25 protein-coding genes and 5 tRNA genes are annotated in these 24176 nt (G+C 65.6%); 15 read left to right on the top strand and 15 right to left on the bottom strand.

The window, feature by feature from the left end:
• Window positions 1–4: 4 nt before the first annotated feature.
• A complete protein-coding gene (locus G474_RS18910) occupies window positions 5–1069 on the top strand; it encodes an acyltransferase family protein (RefSeq protein WP_051281601.1) in 1065 nt (354 codons plus the stop codon).
• A 51-nt stretch (window positions 1070–1120) separates the two neighbouring features.
• Here G474_RS18910 and G474_RS18905 read toward each other — a convergent pair whose 3' ends face one another.
• Both G474_RS18905 and G474_RS0100605 read right to left on the bottom strand, forming a co-directional pair.
• On the bottom strand, window positions 1121–1810 hold the full coding sequence (locus tag G474_RS18905) for a hypothetical protein (protein ID WP_051281599.1): 690 nt from the start codon (window positions 1808–1810) through the stop codon (window positions 1121–1123).
• A gap of 20 nt (window positions 1811–1830) precedes the next feature.
• The gene (locus G474_RS0100605) at window positions 1831–2331 is read right to left on the bottom strand and encodes a GNAT family N-acetyltransferase (protein ID WP_026685293.1); all 501 of its coding nucleotides are present in this window, start codon (window positions 2329–2331) and stop codon (window positions 1831–1833) included.
• A gap of 76 nt (window positions 2332–2407) precedes the next feature.
• Between G474_RS0100605 and G474_RS0100600 the strand changes: the two genes are divergently transcribed.
• The 6 genes from G474_RS0100600 (at window position 2408) to G474_RS0100575 (ending at window position 6191) form a co-directional block, all read left to right on the top strand.
• Complete coding sequence (locus tag G474_RS0100600; protein ID WP_026685292.1) at window positions 2408–2710, top strand: hypothetical protein; 303 nt, start codon at window positions 2408–2410, stop codon at window positions 2708–2710.
• A 34-nt stretch (window positions 2711–2744) separates the two neighbouring features.
• Window positions 2745–4100 (top strand): sodium-dependent transporter, encoded by a 1356-nt coding sequence (locus G474_RS0100595; protein ID WP_026685291.1) that lies wholly within the window; start codon window positions 2745–2747, stop codon window positions 4098–4100.
• Window positions 4100–4498, top strand: a complete 399-nt coding sequence (locus G474_RS0100590; protein ID WP_026685290.1) for a YchJ family protein — start codon at window positions 4100–4102, stop codon at window positions 4496–4498. The genes G474_RS0100595 and G474_RS0100590 overlap by 1 nt, the downstream gene beginning before the upstream one ends.
• A gap of 192 nt (window positions 4499–4690) precedes the next feature.
• Window positions 4691–5242: a DUF2062 domain-containing protein gene (locus G474_RS0100585; protein ID WP_026685289.1), complete on the top strand. Its 552-nt coding sequence runs from the start codon at window positions 4691–4693 to the stop codon at window positions 5240–5242.
• Window positions 5242–5715, top strand: coding sequence for a tRNA adenosine(34) deaminase TadA (gene tadA / locus G474_RS0100580; RefSeq protein WP_026685288.1), 474 nt, complete (start codon window positions 5242–5244; stop codon window positions 5713–5715). The genes G474_RS0100585 and tadA overlap by 1 nt, the downstream gene beginning before the upstream one ends.
• Window positions 5709–6191: a L,D-transpeptidase gene (locus G474_RS0100575; RefSeq protein WP_026685287.1), complete on the top strand. Its 483-nt coding sequence runs from the start codon at window positions 5709–5711 to the stop codon at window positions 6189–6191. Before tadA ends, G474_RS0100575 begins: the two co-directional genes overlap by 7 nt.
• Here the strand turns inward: G474_RS0100575 and G474_RS0100570 are convergent.
• Both G474_RS0100570 and ygfZ read right to left on the bottom strand, forming a co-directional pair.
• Window positions 6161–6928, bottom strand: a complete 768-nt coding sequence (locus G474_RS0100570) for an NRDE family protein (RefSeq protein ID WP_026685286.1) — start codon at window positions 6926–6928, stop codon at window positions 6161–6163. The genes G474_RS0100575 and G474_RS0100570 overlap by 31 nt on opposite strands.
• 10 nt (window positions 6929–6938) lie before the next feature.
• The gene (gene ygfZ / locus G474_RS0100565) at window positions 6939–7964 is read right to left on the bottom strand and encodes a CAF17-like 4Fe-4S cluster assembly/insertion protein YgfZ (RefSeq protein ID WP_026685285.1); all 1026 of its coding nucleotides are present in this window, start codon (window positions 7962–7964) and stop codon (window positions 6939–6941) included.
• An 89-nt stretch (window positions 7965–8053) separates the two neighbouring features.
• Between ygfZ and mltG the strand changes: the two genes are divergently transcribed.
• From mltG to G474_RS23080, 7 genes are all read left to right on the top strand, one after another.
• A complete protein-coding gene (gene mltG, locus G474_RS0100560) occupies window positions 8054–9049 on the top strand; it encodes an endolytic transglycosylase MltG (protein ID WP_026685284.1) in 996 nt (331 codons plus the stop codon).
• Window positions 9050–9064: 15 nt separating this feature from the next.
• A complete protein-coding gene (gene tmk / locus G474_RS0100555) occupies window positions 9065–9679 on the top strand; it encodes a dTMP kinase (RefSeq protein ID WP_026685283.1) in 615 nt (204 codons plus the stop codon).
• Window positions 9676–10704 (top strand): DNA polymerase III subunit delta', encoded by a 1029-nt coding sequence (gene holB, locus G474_RS0100550; protein WP_026685282.1) that lies wholly within the window; start codon window positions 9676–9678, stop codon window positions 10702–10704. The genes tmk and holB overlap by 4 nt, the downstream gene beginning before the upstream one ends.
• A gap of 9 nt (window positions 10705–10713) precedes the next feature.
• Window positions 10714–11079: a PilZ domain-containing protein gene (locus G474_RS0100545; RefSeq protein ID WP_026685281.1), complete on the top strand. Its 366-nt coding sequence runs from the start codon at window positions 10714–10716 to the stop codon at window positions 11077–11079.
• Between the two features lie 7 nt (window positions 11080–11086).
• Entirely contained in the window at window positions 11087–11869 is a 783-nt protein-coding gene (locus G474_RS0100540; protein ID WP_026685280.1) for a TatD family hydrolase, read from the top strand.
• The gene (locus G474_RS18900; RefSeq protein WP_051281597.1) at window positions 11866–12537 is read left to right on the top strand and encodes an ankyrin repeat domain-containing protein; all 672 of its coding nucleotides are present in this window, start codon (window positions 11866–11868) and stop codon (window positions 12535–12537) included. Before G474_RS0100540 ends, G474_RS18900 begins: the two co-directional genes overlap by 4 nt.
• A 189-nt stretch (window positions 12538–12726) precedes the next feature.
• Window positions 12727–13095 (top strand): hypothetical protein, encoded by a 369-nt coding sequence (locus G474_RS23080; RefSeq protein ID WP_156919093.1) that lies wholly within the window; start codon window positions 12727–12729, stop codon window positions 13093–13095.
• Here the strand turns inward: G474_RS23080 and G474_RS0100530 are convergent.
• From G474_RS0100530 to G474_RS0100515, 4 genes are all read right to left on the bottom strand, one after another.
• Window positions 12996–14600: a glycoside hydrolase family 17 protein gene (locus tag G474_RS0100530; RefSeq protein ID WP_026685279.1), complete on the bottom strand. Its 1605-nt coding sequence runs from the start codon at window positions 14598–14600 to the stop codon at window positions 12996–12998. The genes G474_RS23080 and G474_RS0100530 overlap by 100 nt on opposite strands.
• A gap of 15 nt (window positions 14601–14615) precedes the next feature.
• Window positions 14616–14700: transfer RNA gene (locus tag G474_RS0100525), tRNA-Leu, on the bottom strand.
• Window positions 14701–14752: 52 nt separating this feature from the next.
• A tRNA-Gly gene (locus G474_RS0100520) sits at window positions 14753–14828 on the bottom strand.
• Window positions 14829–14859: 31 nt separating this feature from the next.
• Window positions 14860–14935 (bottom strand) — tRNA-Gly (locus tag G474_RS0100515).
• A gap of 147 nt (window positions 14936–15082) precedes the next feature.
• On the opposite strand from G474_RS0100515, the gene G474_RS0100510 reads away from it, so the two are divergent.
• Window positions 15083–16012: a hypothetical protein gene (locus tag G474_RS0100510; RefSeq protein ID WP_026685278.1), complete on the top strand. Its 930-nt coding sequence runs from the start codon at window positions 15083–15085 to the stop codon at window positions 16010–16012.
• A 229-nt stretch (window positions 16013–16241) separates the two neighbouring features.
• On the opposite strand, the gene G474_RS0100505 is transcribed toward G474_RS0100510, so the two are convergent.
• From G474_RS0100505 to G474_RS0100475, 7 genes are all read right to left on the bottom strand, one after another.
• Window positions 16242–16315 (bottom strand) — tRNA-Cys (locus tag G474_RS0100505).
• A 61-nt stretch (window positions 16316–16376) separates the two neighbouring features.
• Window positions 16377–16452 (bottom strand) — tRNA-Gly (locus G474_RS0100500).
• 68 nt (window positions 16453–16520) lie between these two features.
• Entirely contained in the window at window positions 16521–19265 is a 2745-nt protein-coding gene (locus G474_RS0100495) for a nitrate reductase (protein WP_026685277.1), read from the bottom strand.
• Between the two features lie 534 nt (window positions 19266–19799).
• Window positions 19800–20108 carry a nitrite reductase small subunit NirD gene (gene nirD / locus G474_RS0100490; RefSeq protein ID WP_026685276.1) on the bottom strand — a complete coding sequence of 103 codons (309 nt, stop codon included), beginning with the start codon at window positions 20106–20108 and terminating at the stop codon, window positions 19800–19802.
• A gap of 11 nt (window positions 20109–20119) precedes the next feature.
• Window positions 20120–22579 (bottom strand): nitrite reductase large subunit NirB, encoded by a 2460-nt coding sequence (gene nirB / locus G474_RS0100485; RefSeq protein WP_026685275.1) that lies wholly within the window; start codon window positions 22577–22579, stop codon window positions 20120–20122.
• Between the two features lie 11 nt (window positions 22580–22590).
• Window positions 22591–23361, bottom strand: a complete 771-nt coding sequence (gene cobA / locus G474_RS0100480) for a uroporphyrinogen-III C-methyltransferase (protein WP_026685274.1) — start codon at window positions 23359–23361, stop codon at window positions 22591–22593.
• A gap of 21 nt (window positions 23362–23382) precedes the next feature.
• A complete protein-coding gene (locus tag G474_RS0100475) occupies window positions 23383–24174 on the bottom strand; it encodes an ABC transporter ATP-binding protein (RefSeq protein ID WP_211228032.1) in 792 nt (263 codons plus the stop codon).
• Between the last annotated feature and the right edge of the window lie 2 nt (window positions 24175–24176).

Here is a 24176-nt window from a genome sequence, read left to right as displayed (position 1 = left end):
CGTCATGTCCAATACAGTCCGGCGCCTGGCCTTCATCGACCTGTTGAAGGCCTCGGCAGCCCAGTTGGTGGTGCTGCATCATCTGGCCTTCTACGGCCCCATGTCCGACGCAGCCCGGGAGCTTCTGCCCGGGCTGGTGGATTGGTTCAGTGAGTATGCCCGTATCGCGGTGCAGGTGTTCCTGGTGGTAGGCGGCTTTCTAGCGGCCCGGGGGCTGGCGCCCGAGGGGCGCCTGCGGTCCGGCCTGACTCCGCTGCCCTTGATCCTGCAACGTTACCGGCGCCTGGCCGGCCCCTATCTGGTGGCCCTGCTGGTGGCCATAGCCGGGGCCTGGCTGGCGGACCGGTGGATGGATCACGAATCCATCCCGGCGGCGCCGGGCTGGACCCAGTTTGCCGCCCATGCCCTGCTGCTGCACAACATCCTGGGCGTGGAGGCCCTGTCGGCCGGGGTCTGGTATGTGGCCATAGACTTCCAGCTCTTTGCGCTCCTGGTTCTGCTGCTCTGGCTGGGGGCCCGGCGCCGTTACCTGGGCATGGCCCTGGTCCTGGGGCTGGCCCTGGCCTCCCTGTTTCATTTCAACCGGGATGCGGAATGGGATATCTGGGCCCCGTACTTCTTCGGCTCCTACGCCCTGGGGGTCCTGGCCTGGTGGGGTTCGGATCCCCGCTGGAGCGGTCGGGGCCGCAGCCTGATGCTGGCGCTGGTGTTCGGCGCTGCCCTGCTGGCCCTGCTGCTGGACTTCCGGCTGCGCATCGCCGTGGCCCTGGGGGTGGCTGCCTGCCTGGTGCTGGCCCGCAGAGGCGGTATCCTGGAGCGCTGGCCAGACTGGCGTCCGGTGACTTTCCTTGCGCGCATCTCCTACTCCACCTTCCTGGTGCACTTTCCCGTCTGCCTGGTGGTCAATAGCCTGTTCGTCCGCTACGGAGGCGAGGATCCCTGGCTCAACCTGATGGGCATGGGCCTGGCCTGGGCTGCCAGCCTGGGGGCGGGGACCCTGTTTCACCGCTGGGTGGAAACCGCCCGTCTGCCGGCCCTGCATCTGCCGCGCCCGGCGGCCGCCGACTGATCATGGCGCGCCGTGCCTGGCCCGGTTGCCCGGGGCAGGCACGGCCGAGGCTCACTTCCAGTAGGGCAGCAGGGCCTTGGCGGCCCTGATCCGTTCCCGCAATGCCACTTTCTCATCCTGCATCACTGCCAGCAGGAACTGCCTGGGGTCCTGTCGGGGCCCCGGGCCGGCAGCGCCTTCCGGCGCCTGGGTGAGCTGGGCCAGGGCGCGGCTGAAATCGGCGGGGCGGATGCTGCCGATGCCCGCCAGCATGTCGGCCTGCCGTTCCGGGTTGGGGGCCAGGTCCAGGCCCGGGGCGTCGGCGAACATGCTGCCCATGCCCGGGTCGATGAAGGCCGACCAGCGGCCGCTTTCCGGGTCGAAGGCCGGGACCGGGTTCAAGATGTCCGCCCCGGGTCGGGGAAAAATATGCACCCTGGCGGCCGGCAGCCCGGCCAGATGCTGGCGGACCAGGGCTTCGAGAAAGGCTTCCGCCTGGGCCCGGGGTACCGGCTCCGCCAGGGAGAACCAGGCCTGGAAACTGGCCGTGGGCGACACGGACAGGGCCGGGGCGGGCAGGGCCAGTTCATCCTGCACGGCGGCGCAGAGCTTGGCCAGGGCCTCCCAGTCTTCTCCCCGGGAAAGGCCGAGCACCAGGCAGCGGCTCTCTCCGTCCGCGCCCACCAGCCGCAGGGGGGCAGGGGGCAGGGCCTGGCCCGGGAGGAAATAGAGCCGTTCCAGTTCGGCGTGGAGTTTGGGCATGGCGGACCTCTCTTCGGGTTTCACAGGGGGCGGGTCAGGTACACGGCACCGGGGCCGTAGCTTTCCAGGGATTTTTCCGGCGCTGCGTCATTAAAACCGAAGCGGCGCCAGTAGGGGGCCGAGTCCTGCACCGCCACCAGGGTGACCCAGCGCCAGCCCTGGCGGCTGCCCCAGGCCAGGGCGCCGTCGAGCAGGCGGCGGGCCAGCCCCTGGCCCTGAGCCTCCGGGGCCACCGCCATGTCGTGCAGATGCAGGGCATCGGCGGTACCCACCTCCAGGCCCGGGTCATTCAGGGGAGGCGGCAGGCCGCAGCAGGCCGGCTGGGCGAACAGGTAGGCCAGCAGATGGTGCTGGCGCACGGCTACCCAGGCGCTGTCGGGGTAGCGGGCCAGCTTGCCGGCAAAGGTGTCCGGACCTTCATGGAAGTCGCTGTGGTAGGCCTGGTACTGGAGTTGCAGCACCTGTTCCAGGTCGCTGGCCTGCATGGGGCGGAACTGGAGGGGGGAAAGATTTTCAGGCATGGGGGATGGCGCGGTGCGCCTCTGCATTTAATATAACGTTATACAAATTTTAACCCAGGCGCCGGCCTCCCGTTCCATGCCCGATTCCCGTACCGATCCTTCTTCTGTCCCGGCGCTGCCGGATGAAGCCCCGGGCCGCAGCCGGGGCCGGCCCAAAAGCCGTTATGCGGACCGGGGCGAGCAGGTGCGCCAGAACATGCGTCTGTACCGGGCCCGGCGCCAGGCTGAACAACGGGCCCTGCAGCGGGCCATGGAACAGTTGCTGAGGGCCGTGGAGAGCGGCGACCTGCACCAGACCTTTGCGGCGGGCGCCGCCGTGGCGGGAATCTGGAAGGAAAGCACCCAGCGGGACCAGGGCCGCAAGCGCGGCAAGCCCTGATTTTGATAACGTTATCAAAAGTATCGGAAATCCCATGAGCCAACCTGCCTCCTTCCGTTCCACCTGGACCAACCGCTGGGCCTTCATCCTGGTGACCATAGGTTCCGCCGTGGGCCTGGGCAATATCTGGAAGTTCCCCTACATGGCCGGTTCCCAGGGGGGCAGCGCCTTCGTGCTGGTGTATCTGGTCTGCGTGCTGCTGATCGGTCTGCCCCTGCTGATGGCGGAAATCATGATCGGCCGACGGGGGCGGGGCAACCCGGTGTCGGCCATGCTCAACGTGGCAGGGGAAACCCGCAGTTCTTCCTGGTGGGGGCTGGTGGGCTGGGTCGGGGTGGTGGGGGCCCTGCTCATCCTTTCCTTCTACAGCGTGGTGGCGGGCTGGATTCTTGACTACCTGTTCAAGGCCCTGACCGGTTTCCGGGTCGAAACGGCGGCGGCCGCCGGGGCCAGCTTCGAGGCCCTGCTCGGGAATCCCGGGCAGATGATGGTCTGGCACAGCCTGTTCATGATCCTCACCGTGGGGGTGGTGGCCCGGGGCGTGATCGCCGGTATCGAAAAAGCCAACCGGGTGATGATGCCGGCCCTGTTCCTGATCCTGGTGCTGCTCACCCTGTGGGGCGGGGTGGCGGGGGACATGGGGGCGGCCTGGCACTTCATGTTCGATTTCAAGCCCGGGGACCTGACCCCTGGGGTGATTCTGGCGGCCGTGGGGCACGCCTTCTTTTCCCTGAGCCTGGGCATGGGGGCCATCATGGCCTACGGGTCCTACCTGGACCAGGATTCCAGTATCGGGGCCACCAGCCTCTGGGTGGCGCTGGCGGGCACCCTGGTGGGGCTGCTGGCGGGCCTGGCGATCTTTTCCCTGACCTTCGCCCAGGGGCTGGAGCCGGCTTCCGGTCCCGGGCTGATCCTGCAGACCCTGCCCTTGGCCTTTTCGGCCATGCCGGGGGGACAGGTGTTCGCCATCTTCTTCTTCATCCTGGTGCTCTTTGCCGCCTGGACTTCCGCCATTTCCCTGGTGGAACCCTTCGTGGCCTGGCTCACCGAGCGTCTGGGCATCCGTCGGGGGCCGGCGGCCTGGGGCACGGGGCTGGCTGTCTGGTTCCTGGGGCTGGGGGTCTGCCTGTCCTTCAACAACTGGTCGGCTTACACCCTGTTCGGGCTCAACCTCTTCGAGCTTCTGGATTTCCTCACCAGCCGCATCCTGATGCCCCTGTCCGGTCTGGCCATAGCCCTGTTCGTCGGCTGGGCCATGGGCCGGGCGCCAGTGCAGGAGGAGATGCGCCTGCCGGACGGCGCTTTCTCCGCCTGGTACCGGGTGCTGCGTTATCTGGCGCCTCTGGGGATCGTCCTGGTGTTCCTGCATGTGCTGGGAGGGATAGGCTGATGGGGCGCCAGAAAACTCAGAGCGGGGGCTGTCCCTGCGGCAGTGGCAACAGCTACGAGGCCTGTTGCGGGCCCTTGCACCAGGGGGTGCCGGCCGTCACCCCGGAAGCCCTGATGCGCTCCCGCTATGGGGCCTACGTCCTGGGGCTGGAAGCGTATCTGCTGGAAACCTGGCATCCGGGTACCCGCCCGGGGCCCCTGGGTCTGGGTGAAGATGCGGTGCGCTGGCTGGGGCTGGAGGTTGTGCAGGCGCCTGTGCCGAAGGGGGGCGAGGGGGAGGTGGAATTCGTGGCCCGCTACAAGGTGGGAGGGCGGGCCCACCGGCTCCGGGAGCGCAGTCGTTTCCGGCTCCAAGAGGGGCGCTGGTACTACGTGGACGGTATTTTTCCCGACGCTTGAGTTTGCTGGTGCCAGGGGCGGGAACCTGGCCCGGGTTTTTCCACTCCCAGACCTGGTGGCCCCCCGCTGCAGCAAGGGGCGCGGCCCTTGAGTGGCGTCCCGATTGGGGCTATCGTAGCGCCTTTTTTGCAACCTGCTGGCGGGTGGGGCTGACCTCTTCCTGACCGGGCTTTTCGAGTCCACCACACCCCCATGAGCCAATTTTTCAAGCGCTTCCTGCCGGACCCGGACCGCCTCGCCAACACCTGGGGCCTGCGCTGGCTGGGGCCTGCCCTGAAGCATCCGCGCCTGTGGCACTTTTCCCGCCGGGGCATCGCCGTGGGCCTGGGGCTGGGCATCTTCTTCGGTCTCCTGATTCCCATTGCCCAGATTCCCTTTTCGGCCGCTTTTGCCGTGCTGCTGCGGGCCAATGTGCCGACCGCTGTGGCCAGCACCCTGGTGACCAATCCGGTGACTTTCGGTCCCATCTATTATCTGGCCTACCAGGTGGGGGCCACCCTGCTGGGTGAGGATGCAGCGCCTCCGCCGCTCCCCGGGGCCGCCGCCGGGGAAGAGGGTGCCGATCAGGAAAGCATCTGGGACAAGATCACCGGCCTGGGCAAGCCGCTGCTGCTGGGGCTGGGCATCTTTGCCGCCCTCGGGGGGCTGGGCGCCTATCTGCTGGTGTCCTGGATCTGGCGCCTGAAAATCTGGTGGGCCTGGCGCCAGCGGGTGCGCCGGAGAAGGATGGTGCAACTGCCATGATGAGCGACGAATTCTTCATGCGCGAGGCCCTGTCCCAGGCTGAGGCTGCCGGCTGCCTGGGCGAGGTGCCCGTGGGGGCTATTGTGGTGCGGCAGGGGGTGATCGTGGGCCGGGGCTTCAATTCCCCCATCGGCGACCACGATCCCACCGCCCACGCCGAGGTGGCGGCCCTGCGGGATGCTGCCCGGAATCTGGGCAACTACCGCCTGCCCGGGTGCGAACTGTTCGTCACCCTGGAACCCTGCGCCATGTGCGCCGGGGCCATCATGCATGCCCGCATCGCCCGGGTGATCTACGGCGCCCGGGACCCCAAGACCGGCGTCCATGGCAGCATCCTGGACCTGTTTGCGGAAACCCGCCTGAACCATCACGCGGAGGTGGTGGGCGGGGTGCTGGCGGAGGAATGCAGCCGCCTCCTGAGCGATTTCTTTGCGGCCCGGCGGCGCAAGCGGGTGGAGGATTGCCCGTGCTGATGCGCATCTCCCTGGCGGCCCAGACCCTGGAATTGCTCGATGACGCGGGGGAGCTGCTGCGCCGTTATCCGGTGTCCACGGGGGCCCGGGGCGCCGGGGAGCGGCAGGGCAGTTACCAGACGCCCCGGGGGCGGCATCTGGTGCGGGCCAAGATCGGGGCCGGCTGTCCATTGTTTACGGTGTTTTCCGGGCGGCGGCCCACGGGGGAAATCTGGTCCCCGGAGCTGGATGCCGCCTATCCCGGACGGGACTGGATCCTGACCCGCATCCTCTGGCTGTCCGGCTGTGAGCCCGGCTGCAACCGTCTGGGAGAGGTGGATACCATGCGCCGCTACATCTACATCCATGGCACCAGCGAGCAGGCGCCCATGGGGGAGGCCCAATCCCATGGCTGCATCCGCATGCGCAACCGGGACATCCTGGAGCTCTTCGACCTGGTGCCTCCTTACACCCCGGTGGACATCACCGAAGCCTGAGCCCGTTGTTCTCCCAAGTAGCTGCCGCCAGGGCCGAAACTGCGTTCCTGCAGGGTGAAGCCCCCCTGCCTGTGGCCCAGGACCAGGGTTGATGCCCGGGTGCCGTAATCTTCCGAACTCACGAAAATGGCCGAAAGCATGCGTTCCTTGTCCAGGGGAATGCCCGTGTCCGGCAGTTCCCCGTCGGTAGCCCGTTCCCGGTTGGCCAGCAGCGCGAAGAAGGGTTCCGTGGCCGGTAGCTGTTCCAGGGCCTGTTCGAAGGCTTGTTTGGCGGCCAGCAGCTTGGGCCAGGGGGTTTCCAGCTGGTGATTGGAGAGACCGTAGATGCCTGGCTTCAGGGCTTGCGGCTGCCTGCCGTTGCGGTTGCTCCAGTAAAGAAGACGTTCCCGGTCCCCTAGGAGCAGGTTCAGGCCGCCGTAGGAGTCCGGTTCAATTTCTTTAATGAATTCATCTGCCTGGGTGTGGTTCTTGAGGTAGTTTCCAATAAGCGCGCCTCGGGAGCGGGGGGCGGCTTCGGGGCGGCCCTGGCGGACATTGGTGACTGCGGCAAAGCGGCCGTTCCGGTGGCAGGCCAGCCAGCTGCCGCCGGCTTCCAGGTCCCGCCCGCCGAGGATGTCCGGGGCTTCCTCCCAGGGCGCCAGGGGCAGGGTGGGGCGGCGGTAGTATTCGTCCCGGTTGGCCGCCAGGACCAGGGGATAGTCCCGATGCACCTGCCAGGCCACCAGAATCAGGCACATCGGGGAGCCCTCAGGGATTGACGGCCACGGCCTCCAGCAGCGGGCCGCTGGCATCGCCCTGGTGCAGGTCCTCGGCCCCGGGGGCTAAAACCACGGCCAGGGCCACGTAGGCGCCGGCAGGGTCAGGGGCGCAGACCAGCACCTGGCCTGCGGCCTGGTCGGGACTGGCCGGGGAGTGCAGATGCTCGCCGGCAGCCAGGGGCACGGGGCTCTTCAGGCGGTAGAGATGGCGTTTGACCTTGCCCAGATACTGGGTGCGGGCCACCACTTCCTGACCCGGGTAGCAGCCCTTGTGGAAACTGACCCCGCCCATCTTTTCGAAATCGGCCATCTGGGGCACGAATTCCTCCCGGGTGGCGCCGGTAACCCAGGGTAGGGCGGCCTGAACGTCCAGCCAGTGCCAGGCGGGCAGGCCGGCGGCAGGGAGGTGGGCGGAGAGTTGTTGCCACAGGGTGGGCAGGATTTCTTGAGGAGCCGCCACGATGAAGCGGCCATCCGCCAGGCGGATGACGCAGACCTGGTCCTGGACTGCCGTACTCATGGGCGCGTCGGGCACCGGCAGGCCGGCGGCGGCCAGGGCCGGGGCAGCAGCTGTTCCGGCCAGGCCCAGGTGACCCAGCTGCCCGGACAGATCGGCTAGCTGCACCTGGGAGCGCAGCACGAACATCTGCAGGCGTTTCAAGATGGGAGGCACCAGTTCGGCGGCCATCAGCAGGCGGTAGCTCTGCTCCAGGGGATAGTTGATGAAGCTGGCCTGCATCCGTCCCTTGGCGTTACACCAGGACGAGAGCTGGGCCTGGCCGGGCTGGAGGTGGTTCACATCGTTGGTGAACTGGCTGTGCAGGAAGGATTTGGCATCGGGACCGCCGGCTTCGATGCAGGCCAGCTGGAGCAGGGGAACCAGGATGGAGCCGGTGGCGGCTTGCTGCAGTTCCTGGCCGGGCTGACCGAAGTCCAGGATTTCCGTGTTGTCCGGATTGAAGCGGGCGCCAGCGGCGCCCAGGGCTTGCAGCCAGGGGTTGGCTTGGGGATTCATGGGACCTCGCGTAAGGGGTTTGGGCTATTATAGCGCCCGTTCCCTCCACAGCCGGGCCGGGCGGCCTGTCTCTTTGACCTGATCCTGTCGTGAAGTTTCTGCTGCGTACCCTGGTTTTTTGCATCCTCCTTGGCGTCCTGGCCGGCGGTGCTTTTTACGTCTGGTTCACCCGCCCCCTGGAGCTGCCTGCGGCCACGGTGGAATTCCGGGTGGCCCAGGGCAGCGGTTTGCGCGCCGTGGCCCGGGTTCTGGATCAGGCCGGGGTGCCGGTGCAGCCGGATCTGCTGGTCCTGGCGGCCCGTCTGCTGGGCAAGGAAGGGGCGATCCGGGCGGGGACCTATGGCATCGAAAGGGGCATCACCCCGGAACAGTTGCTCGATACCCTGGTCCAGGGCAAGGTGCTGCAGCTGGAGCTGCGGCTGGTGGAGGGCTGGACCTTCCGCCAGTGGCGGGCCCAGATGGCTCGTCAGCCCGGCCTTGAACTCCTGGCCGGGCAGCTTTCCGAAGCGGAGCTGATGGCCCGCCTGGGCCTGGCGGGTCAGGCGGCGGAGGGCATGTTCTTTCCCGATACCTACTTGGTGGACAAGTATTCCTCCGACCTGGAACTCCTGGCCCGGGCGGCCAAGGCCATGCAGAAACACCTGGAGCGGGAATGGGCTGCCCGGGACCCGGGGCTGCCCTACCGCAATGCCTACGAAGCCCTGATCATGGCCTCCATCGTGGAGAAGGAGACCGGCGTGGAGGCGGACCGGCCCCTGGTGGCCGGGGTGTTTGTCAATCGCCTGCGCCAGGGCATGCGCCTGCAGACCGATCCCACGGTGATCTATGGTCTGGGGGAGCGTTTCGATGGCAACCTGCGCAAGGTGGACCTGCAGACCGATACCCCCCACAACACCTATACCCGCGTCGGCCTGCCGCCCACGCCCATCGCCATGCCCAGCCTGGCTTCCCTGCGGGCGGCCCTGCACCCGGCCCGCACCAATGCCCTCTATTTCGTGGCGCGGGGCGACGGCAGCAGCCATTTTTCCGCATCCCTGGATGAACATAACCAGGCCGTGAACCGCTACCAGCGGCGCGGTCGTTGATTGAACGGAGCACCCGTGAGCGGCAGATTCATTACCCTGGAAGGCATAGATGGTGCCGGCAAGAGCAGCCATGTGGAATGGCTGGTGGAGTTCCTGCGGGGCCGGGGGCACCAGGTGGTCTCTACCCGGGAGCCCGGCGGTACGCCCCTGGGAGAAAAACTGCGGGAATGGCTGCTGGCCGAACCCATGCACCTGGAAACCGAGACCCTGCTGATGTTCGCCGCCCGCCGGGAACATCTGGCCCAGGTCATCCTGCCGGCCCTGGCCCGGGGCGAATGGGTGGTCTGCGACCGCTTCACCGATGCCACCCACGCCTACCAGGGCGGAGGCCGGGGGCTGGACCGGCACAAGCTGGCCCAGCTGGAGCAGTGGGTCCATGGGGATTGCCAGCCGGACCTGACCCTGCTGTTCGACGTGCCCTGTGCCGTGGCCCGGAGCCGTATCGCCCTGGCCAACCGGCATCTGGACAGGTTCGAGCAAGAGCAGGCCCAATTCCATGAGCGGGTGCGCCTCGCCTATCTGGATCGGGCTGCAGCTCACGCCCAGCGCTTTCGCGTCATCGACGGGGAGCAGCCTCTGGAAGTAATCCGCCTGCAACTGGAACAACTGCTGCTGGCGGCCGGGGCATGAACAGCATCGAGCTCCATGCCGGCAGCTGGCAGCGCCTGCAGGACTGGCGCGCCAAGCTGCCCCACGCCCTGTTGCTCAGCGGGGTCCGGGGGTTGGGCAAGGTGGAGCTGGCCACGGCTTTTGCCGCCGGTTTGCTGTGTGAAATGCCTCAGCCGGATGGCCGGGCCTGTGGCAGCTGCCTGGCCTGCCGCTGGTTCGAACAGGGCAACCACCCGGATTTCCGCGTCCTGCAGCCGGAGGCCCAGCGGCTGGCGGAGGAGGGGGGCGAGGCCGGCGACAAGGCCAAGCGCGGCGGACAGCAGATCACCATCGATCAGGTGCGGGAGCTGGACGACTTCTTCGCAGTGGGAACTCACCGGCAGGGGCTGCGCATCATTCTTGTGCATCCGGCTGAAACCCTGAACCGCAATGCGGCCAATGCAATTCTTAAAGTACTTGAAGAACCGCCGCCAGGTACATTGTTTTTATTGGTTTCCAATGAGCCCATGCGCTTGTTGCCCACCTTGCGTAGCCGCTGTCAGTCCCTGCCTGTAGGTTTGCCGTCCCGGGAGTCCGCCGTGCGCTTCCTGACGGCGGCCGGTGTCAGTGACGCGGAAACCTGGCTGGCCCTGGCCGGGGGGGCCCCGGGCCTGGCGCTGGGGCTGGCGGAAAAGACCGGGAGCGACTGGATGGAATCCCTGACCCAGGCCCTGGGGCAGGGGGGGCGGCTGGAGGTGATCGCCACGGCCGCGTCCCTGGAAAAGACCCTGAAGGCGGTGAAGGGAGAAAATCCCTTGCCCCAGCTGGTGGATTGGTCCCAGAAGTGGCTGGTGGACCTGAATCTGGCGGTTCAGGGGCTGCCGATTCGTTTTTATATGCAGCAACGCGCTAGAATCGAGGCCTTGGCCGGTAAGAGCAATCCGGTGAAGCTGGTCCGTTTCTATCGCCAGCTACTGAAACTGAGGCGCGAAAGTGAGCACCCTCTCAATGTCCGCCTCTTTCTGGAACAGTTTTTTTTCAGCTATCGCGCCCTGTTCGTGGAGTGAAAGCCAATAATGAGTCAACCTGCAAAAGCCGCAACGCCTCGTCCCAGCGTACTTTCCCTGAACATCAACTCCAAGTCCGCCCTCTACGCGGCCTTCATGCCGATGCTCAAGAATGGCGGCATCTTCATTCCCACCACCCGCAATTACGCCCTGGGTGACGAGGTGTTCATGCTCTTGTCCCTGATGGAGGATCCGGCCAAGCTGCCCATTGCCGGCAAGGTGGTGTGGACCACCCCTGCCGGAGCCCAGAACAACCGGGCCCAGGGGATAGGCATCCACTTCAACGCCGATGAAAGCGGCCAGGAGGCCCGGCGCAAGATAGAAGGGCTGCTGGCCGGGGTGCTCAATTCCACCCGGCCCACCCATACCCTCTGACCGGACGATGCTGGTCGATTCCCACTGCCACCTGGATTTCCCCGATCTGGCCGGGCAGTTGCCGCAACTCCTGGAAGCCATGCAACAGAATGGGGTGGCCGGCGCCCTGTGCATCGGGGTGAACATGGAAGATTTCCCCGGGGTCCTGGCCCTGGCGGAACAGCATCCCCATCTCTTTGCCAGCGTGGGCCTGCATCCCGAGTATGCTGATGTGGACGAACCGGATCAGGCGCGGCTGGAGGCCCTTGCCGCGCACCCCAAGGTGATTGCCATCGGCGAGACCGGCCTCGACTACTACTGGCACAAGGACAAGCCCGAGTGGCAGCGGCAGCGTTTTCGCACCCATATCCGCGCAGCCAGAGCCGCAGGCAAGCCCCTCGTCATCCACACCCGCGACTCCGCCGAGGATACCCTGCGGCTCCTGGAAGAAGAGGGGGCTGCTACAGTGGGCGGCATCATGCACTGCTTCACGGAAAGCTGGGAAATCGCCCGCCGGGCCCTGGATCTGGGTTTCTATCTGTCCTTCTCCGGGATCGTGACCTTCAAGAATGCCACCCAGGTCAAGGAGGTGGCCAGCAAGGCGCCCCTGGATCGCATTCTGGTGGAGACCGATGCGCCTTATCTTGCCCCGGCCCCCTACCGGGGCAAGCTCAACCAGCCCGGCTATGTCCGGTTCGTGGCCGAGGAAATCGCCCGCCTGCGGGGCATGGAATTCCCGGATCTGGCCGTGGCCACCAGTAACAACTTCTTCACCCTGTTTCCCCAGACCCGCGAGGTTCTTGCACCATGATCATTTTTCCGAAAGTCCGGCAACTGGCCTGCGCCCTGATGGTGGCGATTCCCTGCATCACCTCTGCCGCTGTCTATGACGACATGATGTCGGCGGTCAAGCTGGGGGATAAGGGCACGGTGATTGAGCTGCTGAACCGGGGCATGGATGTGAATACCTCGGACAGCGAGGGCAACACCCTGTTGATGCTGGCCGTCCGGGAAGGGAACCTGGAACTGGTGAACCTGTTCATCGGCCAGCGCGCCAAAATCAACGCCCGCAACCGGCACGGAGATTCTGCCCTGCGCATCGCCGCTTACCAGGGGGATCTGCCCATGGTGCAACGCCTGGTGGAGGCCGGCGCCCAGATCAACATGGAAGGCTGGACACCGCTGATCTACGCAGCGTTCAACGGGCACCTGCCGGTGGTGCAGTTCCTGATGAACAAGGGCGCAGACATCAATGCCGTCAGCGAGAATGGCATGACTGCGGCCATGGCAGCCGCCCGGGGCGGGTTCATGGATATCCTGGCGCTGCTGGTCCAGGCCGGAGCCGACCTCAACAAGCAGACCGCCAGCGGTGAAAGCGCTCTGGATTGGGCCATCAAGACACGCAATACCGATGCCGCCGACTACCTGAAGGCCCATGGCGCCTTGCCCGGCAAGGCCGTCAAGATCCAGATCCAGTAAATTGGCAGCATGAACCGCCTGGGTAACGCACCATCCGGAAGCTTTAGTTCTTTTCCTGCAGGCCTGGGGCAGCGCAGTGCCAATATCCAATGGATATCCATCCTTGACTGCGCATAATTTTTATTATGTAAAATTGTGGAGCGATCACAAAAGCTTGGGCGTCTGGCATCACGAGGAGATTTGAACAGGATGAGCCGGAATGTGTTGTTCCTGACAGGCATGGCTGCTTTGGGGGTGGCCCTGGGCTTGCGTCATGGGCTGGTGGAGGCCGAGGGGCTGGGCGTACTGTGCGCCCAGGGGCTGGATGGACGTTGTGTCGTGCGTCAGTGGGTCATCGAGTTGTTCAGCCAGAACCGGCTTGGAATCCTGAGCCTGGGGGCGGCCCTGCTGGCACTGGTGCCGCGTTTTCGGATGCTGGCCTGGCTGGCCTGGGGGGCTGCCATCATGGGACTGGTGCTTTACTGCTTCGATGCTTCGGCCCCAGCGGTTTTGCTGGCCTTGCTGATCCTGACCAGACCGGTGAGTCCCAATAACAGACAGAGCATGGCCCAGGCCTGAGCCTCGGGGTTACCCGGCTCCATGAGCCAGCGCCCCAGTCCGCACAGCATGATCACTACGGCCAGGATGCCCTCCTCCCTTCCGGTCTGGACCGTTCCTGACCAGGCCAGAGCGGCCAGGGTTGGCAGGGGAAGCAGATACAGCCAGTAAGGAAAATCCCGGTAGCGGGGATCGGCCAGGAGCAGCAGGGATGCGGTTGCGGCAGCAAACAGTATTCCCGAACGCAGGCCGGGCAGTATTCTTGCCTGAATGGTGGCGTCAGCCATCATGAAGGGCTGGCGGGCCCGGGCGCCTGCAGCGTGGGCCAGGGCCAGCAGTCCCCCCGCCAGGGCAATGCCGCCAAGTACGCTCCACTCCCATGAATTGCGATAAGCCATCAGGCCGTGTTCCCAGGCCAGCCAGCTGGCGCTTCCCGTCCAGACTCCCGCGATGGCGGCAGCCACCAGATCCTGGCGTGGTCTTTTACGGATCAGGGCCAGGAGGCCGAAGAGCATGAGGCCGCCAGCGCTGGCCAGGACCAGAGCGGTTAGCGAATTCCTCTGGGCTACCGGGCCCTGGAAAGGGAAATTGGCGTGCAAGTCCGTATCCAGGATGCCCCAATATCCCCCTACCGTGCCTTCCAGATGGCGTTTCCAGGGTTGGTCTATGGCCTCGATCAGGTTGTAATCCCAGTCCCGGCGGTGGGCCTCATGAACGAAGCTGCGGATGTATCGGGCCTGCTCCACCTTTCCCGGGCGGGCTGCTTCCCGCTGCCGGCCCTGGCTGGGCCAGCCGGTTTCGCCGATCAGCACCGGTTTGCCATAGTGTTCCAGTAGTTGTTGCCGGACCTGGCCTACGTGGGACACTGCCTGATCCACGGCCACCGGCTCGTCTTCCCAGTAAGGCAGGATGTGGACGGTGATGAAATCCACGCTGTCGGCAAGGCTGGGGTGGCGTAACCAGAATTCCCACACATCCGCGTAGGTGACAGGGACCTGCACCCGGCTCCGGGCTTCATCCAGCAAGGCTTTCAGGGCTGCTTCCGATTGTTCCCGGCGCAGCAGGACTTCGTTACCCACGATCAGGCCCCGTATAACTTTGGGATGACGGTTGGCCAGTTGGATGGCCGTCTCGAGCTCCTGGCGATTCAGGGCTGGATCGTGACCTATCCAGGCACCTAGCAGGACCTTGAGCCCAAGTTGGGCAGCAATTTCAGGTACCAGCTCCAGACCCTGGTTGACCGCGTATATGCGGATACAGCGGGTCAGGGGCGCCAATGCAGCCAGATCACTGGCAATCTGTTCCCGGGAAATCCGGGTGTCGGGATCCAGGGGGGTCTGGCCAGGTAGATGGTAGGGGGCGTAGGAAACGCAAGCGAGCTTCTCCCCTTCCGCCAGATGCAGGTCCGGGAGCGCCTGGGGGCGGGTTTGTAACCCGACGGTCAGCCACAGACCCAGACAGGCCAGCAGATGCAACAACAGGAAGAGCTGCTGGAAGCGGGAGGCCGAGGGATGGGGTGTTTTCATGGCTGAAAACCGGAATGGTGCCCGGGACGGGACTTGAACCCGTAGGCCTTGCGGCGGCGGATTTTAAGTCCGCTGTGTTTACCAATTTCACCACCCGGGCGGTGGATAGATGTAAAAAAGGGAAAGCCGGATCGGCTTTCCCTTTTCTTGTCTGGAGCGGCAGAAGAGTCTCGAACTCTCGACCTCAACCTTGGCAAGGTTGCGCTCTACCAACTGAGCTACTGCCGCAAATCCGGTGAAAACTGTGCTGTGCAAATTCTGGAGCGGCAGAAGAGTCTCGAACTCTCGACCTCAACCTTGGCAAGGTTGCGCTCTACCAACTGAGCTACTGCCGCCCGTTCCTGCATCAGGAAGGCGCGCATGATACCCCCCTGGAAGAATCCTGGCAAGAGGGAAAAGCATCCTGTTTTCCTTCTTCGGTCGTGAAAAAAATGTCCTTTGCCTTAAAATGACAAATTCAAATATGAACAGAGGATTTGTTGATGAAGAAAACGAGTCTGGCCCTGCTTCTGGCAAGCCTTTCCGCGGCTTCCGTCGCCCAGACCGGGGCGGCTGATGTCAAACTGAAGCGGCTGCAGGACCTGGAGTCCTGTCTGCAGGCCTACGCGCCGGAACGTTGCCTGGAGTCCCTGGAGGCTTATGTGGCCCGCAAACCCGGGGAGGCCTATCAAGCCGGTAAAGCGGCGCGGCTGAATTTCAGGCCCTGGGCAGGGCTGCGCTTCTTTGAAAAGGCCTTGCAGGGCAAGCAGGCCAGCCAGGTCTGTGCAGACCAGGATTTCGCCCTTTCCATGCTCTCCGCCCTGGAGCTGCCTACGGATTACCCTGATCAGCAAAGGGCTGTAAAACTCCTCGAAGGGCATTGCGGGAGTACGGTGCTGCCGTTCCTGGAGAAGGAGCTGCAGCAGCCCTCCCCCAGCACTTACCTGGTGAAATCCCTCTGCCCTACCCTGCTCAAGCAGGGGCGCAAGGTTGTTGCCTGTCAGCCGGAAGCCCAGGCGCCCCAGGTGGCTCCAGCCGAGCTCCCCGATAAACTGCCCAAGGTCAATCCTGCTGAAATGCGGGTGGAGGGCAGTGTGAAGGTCTATTCCGGTCCCGAGGGGGCGCAGCTGTACCTGGCGCCGCTCCAGGAAAAGGGCCTGTATCTGCTCAAGGTTGCCGGCGTGGGCGGTGAATGGGAGGGGCGGGTCCTCTTGCACCAGGAGGACAGCAAAGGTATGGAAGCTTCGGATTTCTGGACGGAATACCAGGGGCGCCGCTTTGTCGCCATCGCCCGTAGGGAAAACCGGGGCTACTCCGGTTACACGGTGTCCCTGCCGGGGCGCAGCAGTGCGGTGTTCGGGTACTCCCTTGACGAGAGCCGCAAGGCTTCTGCGCAGGCCCTGCTGGAAGACTGGCGGCGCCAGGTGAAGTGACGGTCGGCTGACGAGAAAAGCCAGCTCCCGAGTTGGCTTTTTTGATTCTGGAGGTGCGAGCCGGAGCCGCACCGGCTTACACGGATTCGGAGCGGTTTGACCGCTCACGCCAATCGGTTTGAGGTGGAAATGTAGCCTGAACGGGGCAGTTTTGACCGGGGATGCGGCCCAGGAAAAACAAAAAGCCCGCACTTGGCGGGCTATGTTGCTGAATTTATTGCTTAAATTCTGGAGGCGCGATCCAGAGTCGAACTGGACTAGCCGGATTTGCAATCCGGTGCATAACCGCTTTGCTATCGCGCCGTGCTGAAACTCTATTCGAATCAACTAAAAAGGGAAAGCGAAGTGCTTTCCCCAGATAGATTGGAGCGGCAGAAGAGTCTCGAACTCTCGACCTCAACCTTGGCAAGGTTGCGCTCTACCAACTGAGCTACTGCCGCCTCGAATAGGTGCGCATTATAGTTTCAAAAAAAGGAAAGTCAACTTTTCTGCGAGAAAAGACATGTTTTCAGGTCTGCTTGCTCAGGCGTCTCAGCTCCGGCATGCAGGCGCCGCAGCCGGTGCCGCAACGCAGTTCCGTCTGCAGGACCTCCAGGGTGGCACCGGCGGCCAGGGCTTCCCGGATCTGGTTTTCTCCCACATTCATGCAGTTGCAGACGATACGCCCACGGGAGATGCCGCCGGCCGGAGGCTGGGAACGGGGAGCGAACAGCCAGGGTTTCAGGTCCTGCATGGCCCGTTGCTCCACCAGGGCCTCCAGCAGCCAGCCGGTGGCGGCGGTTTCCCCGGCAAAGACCAGGCCGGTGAGATTGTCGGCTTCCACCAGGGCCCGCTTGATGATGCCGCGCCGTTCGTCCAGATACACCAAGGACTGGTCCTCCGGCAGGTCCAGGGCCCGGGCTACCTGTTCCAGGCATTCGGCCTGGAGGTCAGGGGCCGCATGTTCCGGGGACCAGGCCCACTGCAAATGCAGCACCGGCCGCTCCCGGCCGGCCAGGGTCAGGGTGGCGCTGCCGTCCTGGGGCAGGATGCTCCCCAGGCGCTGGCGCCAGATCAGCACCTGTTCCCTGCCCTCCTGGCCTGGGGCAGTGGTGCGCAGGGCCACCAGTTTTTGCGTCAGTTCCACCTTGTCGATGCGGACGGCCGCATGCTTGAGTTCGGGCTGGCGGGAGACCGGGTCGGTGGCGCCCAGGGTGAACAGATTGGCGCCCGGGGTGCCGGTGACCATTTCGCCCCAGTGCATGGGCAGGTAGGCCTGGGCGGGGGCGATTTCGGGGCGGGCGGAAACCTGCCAGAGGCTGTGGCCGCGCTTGTTGCTGACCTGGGCCCAGTCCCCCTCCTCCAGATTGCGGCGGGCCATGTCGCCCGGGTTGAGATGCAGGCGGGGCTGGGCTTCGTGGGCCTGCAGGGCGGCGACCCGTCCGGTGCGGCTCATGCCGTGCCATTGGTCCCGCAGGCGGCCGGTGTTGAGGCTGAAGGGATAACGGGCGCTGGTTGCCTCGGCCCGCTGGGCCTTGGCTAAGGTCTCGCCCAGGGGTAGGAAACGGGCCTTGCCGGAGGGCGTGGCGAAGCGGCCGTCGCCATAGAGGCGGGCCGGGCCGGGGTGCTCGGGATCGGGCCGGGGCCAGGTCTGGGGACCGGCCTGTTCCAGCAGGGGGTAATCGATGCCGCTCAGGTCCAGGTCGCGGCCCCGGGTGCTCCGGGCGTGTTCGGCAAAGATGCTGGCGGTGTCGGGGTAGTCGAACAGTCCCTGGGCCAGTTCGGCCTGGCCCAGGGACTGGCCCAGGGCCAGGGCGAAGTCCCGGGCGATGCGCCAGTCGCCCCGGGCTTCGCCGGCTGCGGGAATGGCGGCCCGGACCCGGCTGATGCGCCGTTCGGAGTTGGTGACCGTGCCCTCCTTCTCGCCCCAGGTGGCAGCGGGCAGGAGCAGGTCGGCGTAGGCGCAGGTTTCCGTGTCGGCGAAGGCTTCCTGCACCACCACGAAGTCGCAGCGGGCCAGGGCCGCCCGCACCCGGGTCTGGTCCGGCAGGGAATGGGCGGGGTTGGTGCAGGCGATCCAGAGGGCCTTGATCCTGCCCTCTTCCACCGCCTGGAACAGTTCGACGGCGGTCAGGCCCGGCTGTTCGGGAACGCTGGGAATGCCCCACAGCTCGGCGATTTCCTGGCGATGGGCCGGATTGCTCAGATCCCGATGGCCGGAGAGCAGATTGGCCATGGCCCCCACCTCCCGGCCGCCCATGGCGTTGGGCTGGCCGGTGAGGGAAAACGGCCCCATGCCCGGCTTGCCGATGCTGCCGGTGGCCAGGTGCAGGTGGATCAGGGCGGCATTGTTGGCGGTGCCGTGGGCCGACTGGTTGAGGCCCTGGCACCAGAGGGAAAGCGGCGCCTTGGCCTGACCGAACCAGCGGGCGGCGGTGACGATGTCTTCGGCCTTGACGCCGCAGATTTGGGCGGCCACGGCCGGGGTCAGCTCCCGCACGCTTGCGCGCAGGGTGTCGAAGCCTTCCGTATGGGCAGCGACGAAGGCCTGATCCGCCAGGCCTTCCCAGAGCAGCACATGCAGCATGGCCGAATACAGCACCACGTCGGTGCCGGGCAGGATTTGCAGATGCAGGTCGGCGCTGGCGGCGGTGTCGGTGCGGCGCGGGTCTACCACGATCATTCTGGCGCCGCTTTGCCCCCGGGCTTCTTCCATGCGGCGGAACAGGATGGGGTGAGCCCAGGCGGCGTTGGAACCGGCCAGAAAGAACAGGTCGGCCAGCTCGAAATCCTCGTAGCTGCAGGGCACGCTGTCGGCCCCCAGGGTGGCCTTGTAGCCGGCCACGGCGGAGGACATGCAGAGGCGGGAATTGGAGTCGATGTTGTTGGTGCCGATCAAACCCTTGGCCAGCTTGTTGAAGACGTAGTAGTCCTCGGTGAGCAGCTGGCCGGAGACGTAGAAGGCCACGGCATCGGGGCCGTGTTCCTTGATGACTCGGGCGAACTGCTCCGCCGCGTGCTTCAGGGCGAGATTCCAGCCGACCCGCTGGCGGGGGGCTGACTTGCTGGTCCGCAGTTCCGGGTACAGGGCCCGGCCGGTCTGGACGGCGGACAGGTGCAGGGTGGAGCCTTTGGTGCACAACTTGCCGAAGTTGGCGGGGTGATCCGGGTCGCCGCGCACGTTGGTGATCTGCCCGTCCTGGCTTTCGATGATGACGCCGCAGCCGGTGCCGCAGTAGGGGCAGGTGGATTTGGTTTCTTGGGTGGTACTCATGGTGGCCCCCGATTGGTTAGACGCTGCGTTCCGCCTTGCGGGCGGGCATACTTTCTTTTGCTTCGCCAAAAGAAAGTAGCCAAAGAAAAGGCGACCCCTGGTTGCGCGGTCGGCTACGCCGACTGCCCTGCGCTACTCGAAGCTGGCGGGGGCTGCGGAACTCGCCGCTAGGCGGCTCAGACAGTCCTCGCCCTTTTTCCGCCAGCCTCTCCGTTGCTCGGCGCTCCACAAGGGGAGAGGTAAAAACCACCTGTGCTGAAACGTTGTGCGGGTAAAGCTCGGAGGCTTTTCCCCTTGCCCTCTGTCTTGCCGAGCAGCGCAGACGGGCCGGGGGGAAGTCGGCGAGGACTGTCTGAGGGCCGCAGGTCCGAGTTCCGCAGCCGCCCCGGCTCGTTGAGCAGCGCAGGGCACCCCGCCGCAGGCGGGGCAAGACTGTGGGCGCGCCTTCTCTTTGCTTACTTTCTCTTGGCAAGGCAAGAGAAAGTAAGACGCGCCGCAAGCGCGGAAAGCAACGTTTCCCGGCGCGCACCAGCATCACAACTCCAGCAACACCACCCCGCCCTCAACCCGGGCGGGAAACTTCTTGGCGCAGCCCACGTCCGGGGCGCAGGCCTCCCCTGTTTCCAGGGCCAGGTTCCAGCCGTGCAGGGGGCAGGTGACCCGCTCTCCATGGACGATGCCCTGGGACAGGGGGCCACCCTTGTGGGGGCATTTGTCGCGCAGGGCGAATACCCAGTCGTCAGCGGTGCGGAACAGGGCGATGTCCCCCTCCGGGTGGGCTACCACCTGGGCGCCCAGGCGGGGAATATCGTCGAGACGGCAGATTGCTTTCCATTGGCTCATGCGGATGCTCCTCAGGCGACCAGGGTGATGGGGATGAATTCCTTGCGGCGGGGGCCCTGGGTGATCTCGGCCCAGGGGTCCGGCTCGCCCTGCAGGGCATACAGCAGGCGTTCGTGCAGGGCCTTGCGATTTTCCTGGTCGTCCACCACCTGGGCCTTGACGTAATCCAGACCGACCCGGCTGACGTAATGGACGGTGCGTTCCAGATACCAGCCCTCCTCCCGGTACAACTGCAGGAAGGCGCCGGAGATTTCCATCACTTCCGCGTCGTCCTTGGCCTTGCAGAAGAAATGGGCCACCTCGGTCTTGATGCCGCCGTTGCCGGCCACGTAGATTTCGTAACCGGCATCGACGCCGATGATGCCCACGTCCTTGATGCCGGATTCGGCGCAGTTGCGCGGGCAGCCGGAGACCGCCAGCTTGACCTTGTGGGGCGACCACATGGCGAACAGCATCTTTTCCAGCTTGACGCCCAGGTCCATGGAACGCTGGGTGCCGAAGCGGCAGTGCTCGGCACCGACGCAGGTCTTCACGGTACGGATCGACTTGCCGTAGGCATGGCCGGAGACCATGCCGGCGGCGTTGAGGTCTTCCCACATTTTCGGCAGGTCTTCCTTCTTGACCCCCAGCAGGTCGATGCGCTGACCGCCGGTGACCTTGACCGTGGGCACCTGGTACTTCTCGGCGGCGTCAGCGATGGCGCGCAGTTCCGCCGGAGTGGTAAGCCCCCCCCACATGCGCGGCACGACGCTGTAGGTGCCGTCCTTCTGGATGTTGGCGTGGGCCCGCTCGTTGATGAAGCGGGACTGGGGATCGTCCTGGGCCTCGTGAGGCCAGGTGGACACCAGGTAATAGTTGAGGGCCGGGCGGCAGGTGGCGCAGCCGTTGGGGGTCTTCCACTCCAGGGTTGCCATCACCTGGGGAATGGAGAGCAGCTTCTGCTCCCGGATCGCCTGGCGCACTTCCCCGTGGTTGTGGTCGGTGCAGCCGCAGATGGCCTTCTTGGTGGTATCCACCGCCTGGTAGGCGCCGCCCAGGGTGGAGGCGAGGATCTGCTCCACCAGGCCGGAACAGGAACCGCAGGAGGAAGCCGCCTTGGTGTGCTTCTTCACCTCGTCCAGGGTGAACAAGCCCTTTTCCTGGATGGCCTTGACGATGCTGCCCTTGCACACCCCGTTGCAGCCGCAGACCTGGGCGCTGTCGGGCAGGCTGGCGGCGGAACTGGCGCCCGCGTGGCCCGTGTCGCCCAGGTGGGAACTGGCGTAGGACTGGCCGAACATCAGGTGGTCGCGCAGCTCGCCCAGGTCCTTGCCCTCGCGCAGCAACTGGAAGTACCAGCTGCCATCCACGGTATCCCCGTACATGACGGCGCCCACCAGGGTGTTGTCCTTGAGCACCAGCTTCTTGTACACGCCGCCGGAGCGGTCGTGCAGCAGGATCGCCTCGGTGCCCTCGCCGCCCATGAAGTCGCCGGCGGAAAACACGTCGATGCCGGTGACCTTGAGCTTGGTGGAGGTGACCGAGCCCTGATAGCGGGCGATGCCCATCTGGGCCAGGTGGTTGGCGCACACCTTGGCCTGATCGAACAGGGGCGCCACCAGGCCGTAGGCGATGCCCCGGTGGGCGGCGCACTCGCCCACGGCGTAGATGCGCGGGTCGGTGATGGTCTGCAGGGTGTCGCTGACCACGATGCCCCGGTTGCAATGGAGGCCGGCAGCTTCGGCCAGGGCGGTGTCCGGGCGGATGCCGGCGGCCATCACCACCAGGTCAGCGGGGATTTCCTCGCCATTCTTGAACTTCACGGCGCCGACCCTGCCATCTGCGGCGGGCAGCAGTTCGGCGGTCTGGTGGGCCAGGCGGAACTTCATGCCCTTGGCTTCAAGGGAAGCCTGCAGCATGTCGGCGGCGGTCTTGTCGAGCTGGCGCTCCATGATCCACTCGCCCAGGTGCACCACGGTCACGTCCATGCCGCGCAGGATCAGGCCGTTGGCGGCTTCCAGGCCCAGCAGGCCGGCACCGATCACCACCGCGTGCTGCTTGCTGGCGGCGGTGTCTATCATCACCTGGGTATCGGCGATGTCCCGGTAGCCGATCACCCCGGGCAGGTCCTTGCCGGGCACGGGCAGGATGAAGGGCTGGGAGCCGGTGGCGATCAAGAGCCGATCGTACTCGGCACTGGTACCGTCGGCGGCGATGACCTTGCGGCCGATCCGGTCGATCTGGGTGACCCGCTTGCCCACGTGCAGGGTGATGCCGTGCTCGGCGTACCAGTCCAGGTCGTTGAGGATGATGTCCTGGACCTGCATTTCCCCGGCCAGCACCGGCGAGAGCAGGATGCGGTTGTAGTTGCCGTGGGGTTCGGCGCCGAAGACGGTGATGTCGTATTGCTCGGGGGCCAGCTTCAGCACTTCTTCCAGGGTCCGTACCCCGGCCATGCCGTTGCCGATCAATACCAGTTTCTGTTTTGCCATGATCAATTCCTTCAGGCAGCGTGGCGCAGGGGGCTGTCCAGGCTGGCTAGACCGGACAGCCGGTCCGCCCGGGCCAGGGACACCACGGCGCCGATGACGATGATTGCGGGAGCCGGCAGGCCAGTGGCGGCCTCGGGCAGATCGACCAGGCTGGCGATAACCTGCTGCTGGCCGGGCTGGCAGCCCTGGGCGATGACGGCGGCCGGGGTGTGCGGCGCCATACCGGCGGCCAGCAATTCGCGGGTGATTTCCCCCAGCCGGGCCAGGCCCATGTAGACCACAAGGGTGGTGCCGGCTTTCGCCAGGGCGGCCCAGTCGGGCTCCGGGCTACCCTGGGTGCCGGCCCGGGCCGTGACGAAGGTGACGCCGGCGGCCAGGCCCCGGTGGGTGACGGGAATGCCCAGGGTGGCGGGGACGGCGATGCCGGCGGTGAGGCCGCTCACCACTTCCGCCGCGAAGCCGGCGGTACGCAGAGTCAGCAGCTCCTCCCCTCCCCGCCCGAACATGAAGGGATCGCCCCCTTTCAGGCGCACCACCGTGCGGCCCTGGCGGGCGTAGCGGAGCATCAGCCGCTCGATGAAGGCCTGGGGGGTGGAAGCCCGGCCGCCCCGCTTGCCCACCTTGAGGATGCGGGCCTGGGGCCGCACCAGGGCCAGCACTTCGGCGGACACCAGCTCGTCGGCGAGCACCACTTCGGCCTCGTCGGCGAGGATTCTGGCAGCCCGCAGGGTGAGCAGGTCCCCGGCGCCCGGTCCGGCACCGATCAGATATACCTTGGACATGGAAGTCTCCTGGGGCTGGCGCTAGGCGGCTTTTTTCAGCTGCTTCTGGTAGAGGAACTCCAGGATCGCCGCCCGGCATTCGACGAAGTGGGGGTCGTTGGCCAGGGCCAGGCGGTTGCGCGGATGTTCCAGCTTCACGTCCAGGATTTCGCCGATGGTGGCGGCCGGGCCGTTGGTGAGCATCACCACCCGGTCCGAGAGCAGCACCGCCTCATCCACGTCGTGGGTGACCATCACCGTGGTGGCGCCGGTGGCGGCCATGATCTTCATCAGCTCGTCCTGGAGGTTGGCCCGGGTCAGCGCATCCAGGGCGCCGAAGGGCTCGTCCATGAGCAGGATCTTGGGTTCCATGGCCAGGGCCCGGGCGATGCCCACCCGCTGCTTCATGCCGCCGGAAATCTCGTGGGGATACTTGATTTCCGCGTGGCTCAGGCCCACCAGGGCCATGGCGGCATGGGTGCGTTCCTTCAGCCTGGCCTTGCCTTCCTTGCCGCCGAACACCCGCTCCACGCCCAGGTAGACGTTGTCGTAACAGGTGAGCCAGGGCAGCAGGGAATGGTTCTGAAACACCACCGCCCGCTCCGGGCCGGGGCCGGCGATCTCGCGGCCGTCGCAGAGCATGGAGCCGCTGCTGGGCTTGGTGAGCCCGGCGATCAGGTTGAGCAAGGTGGATTTGCCGCAGCCCGAATGGCCGATCAGGGTGACGAACTCCCCTTCGCGGATATCCAGATTCACGTCCCGCAGGGCCACGAACTTGCCGTTCTTGGTATCGAAGGTCTGGCCCACGTTCTCGATTTGCACGATCTTTTTCATGA

Origin of the sequence: Azovibrio restrictus DSM 23866 (genome assembly GCF_000429665.1) — a bacterium.
In the GTDB taxonomy this organism is placed as follows: Bacteria; Pseudomonadota; Gammaproteobacteria; order Burkholderiales; family Rhodocyclaceae; genus Azovibrio; species Azovibrio restrictus.
Note: the sequence above shows the minus strand (reverse complement) of the source record. Positions and strands in the feature narration are given on the sequence as shown.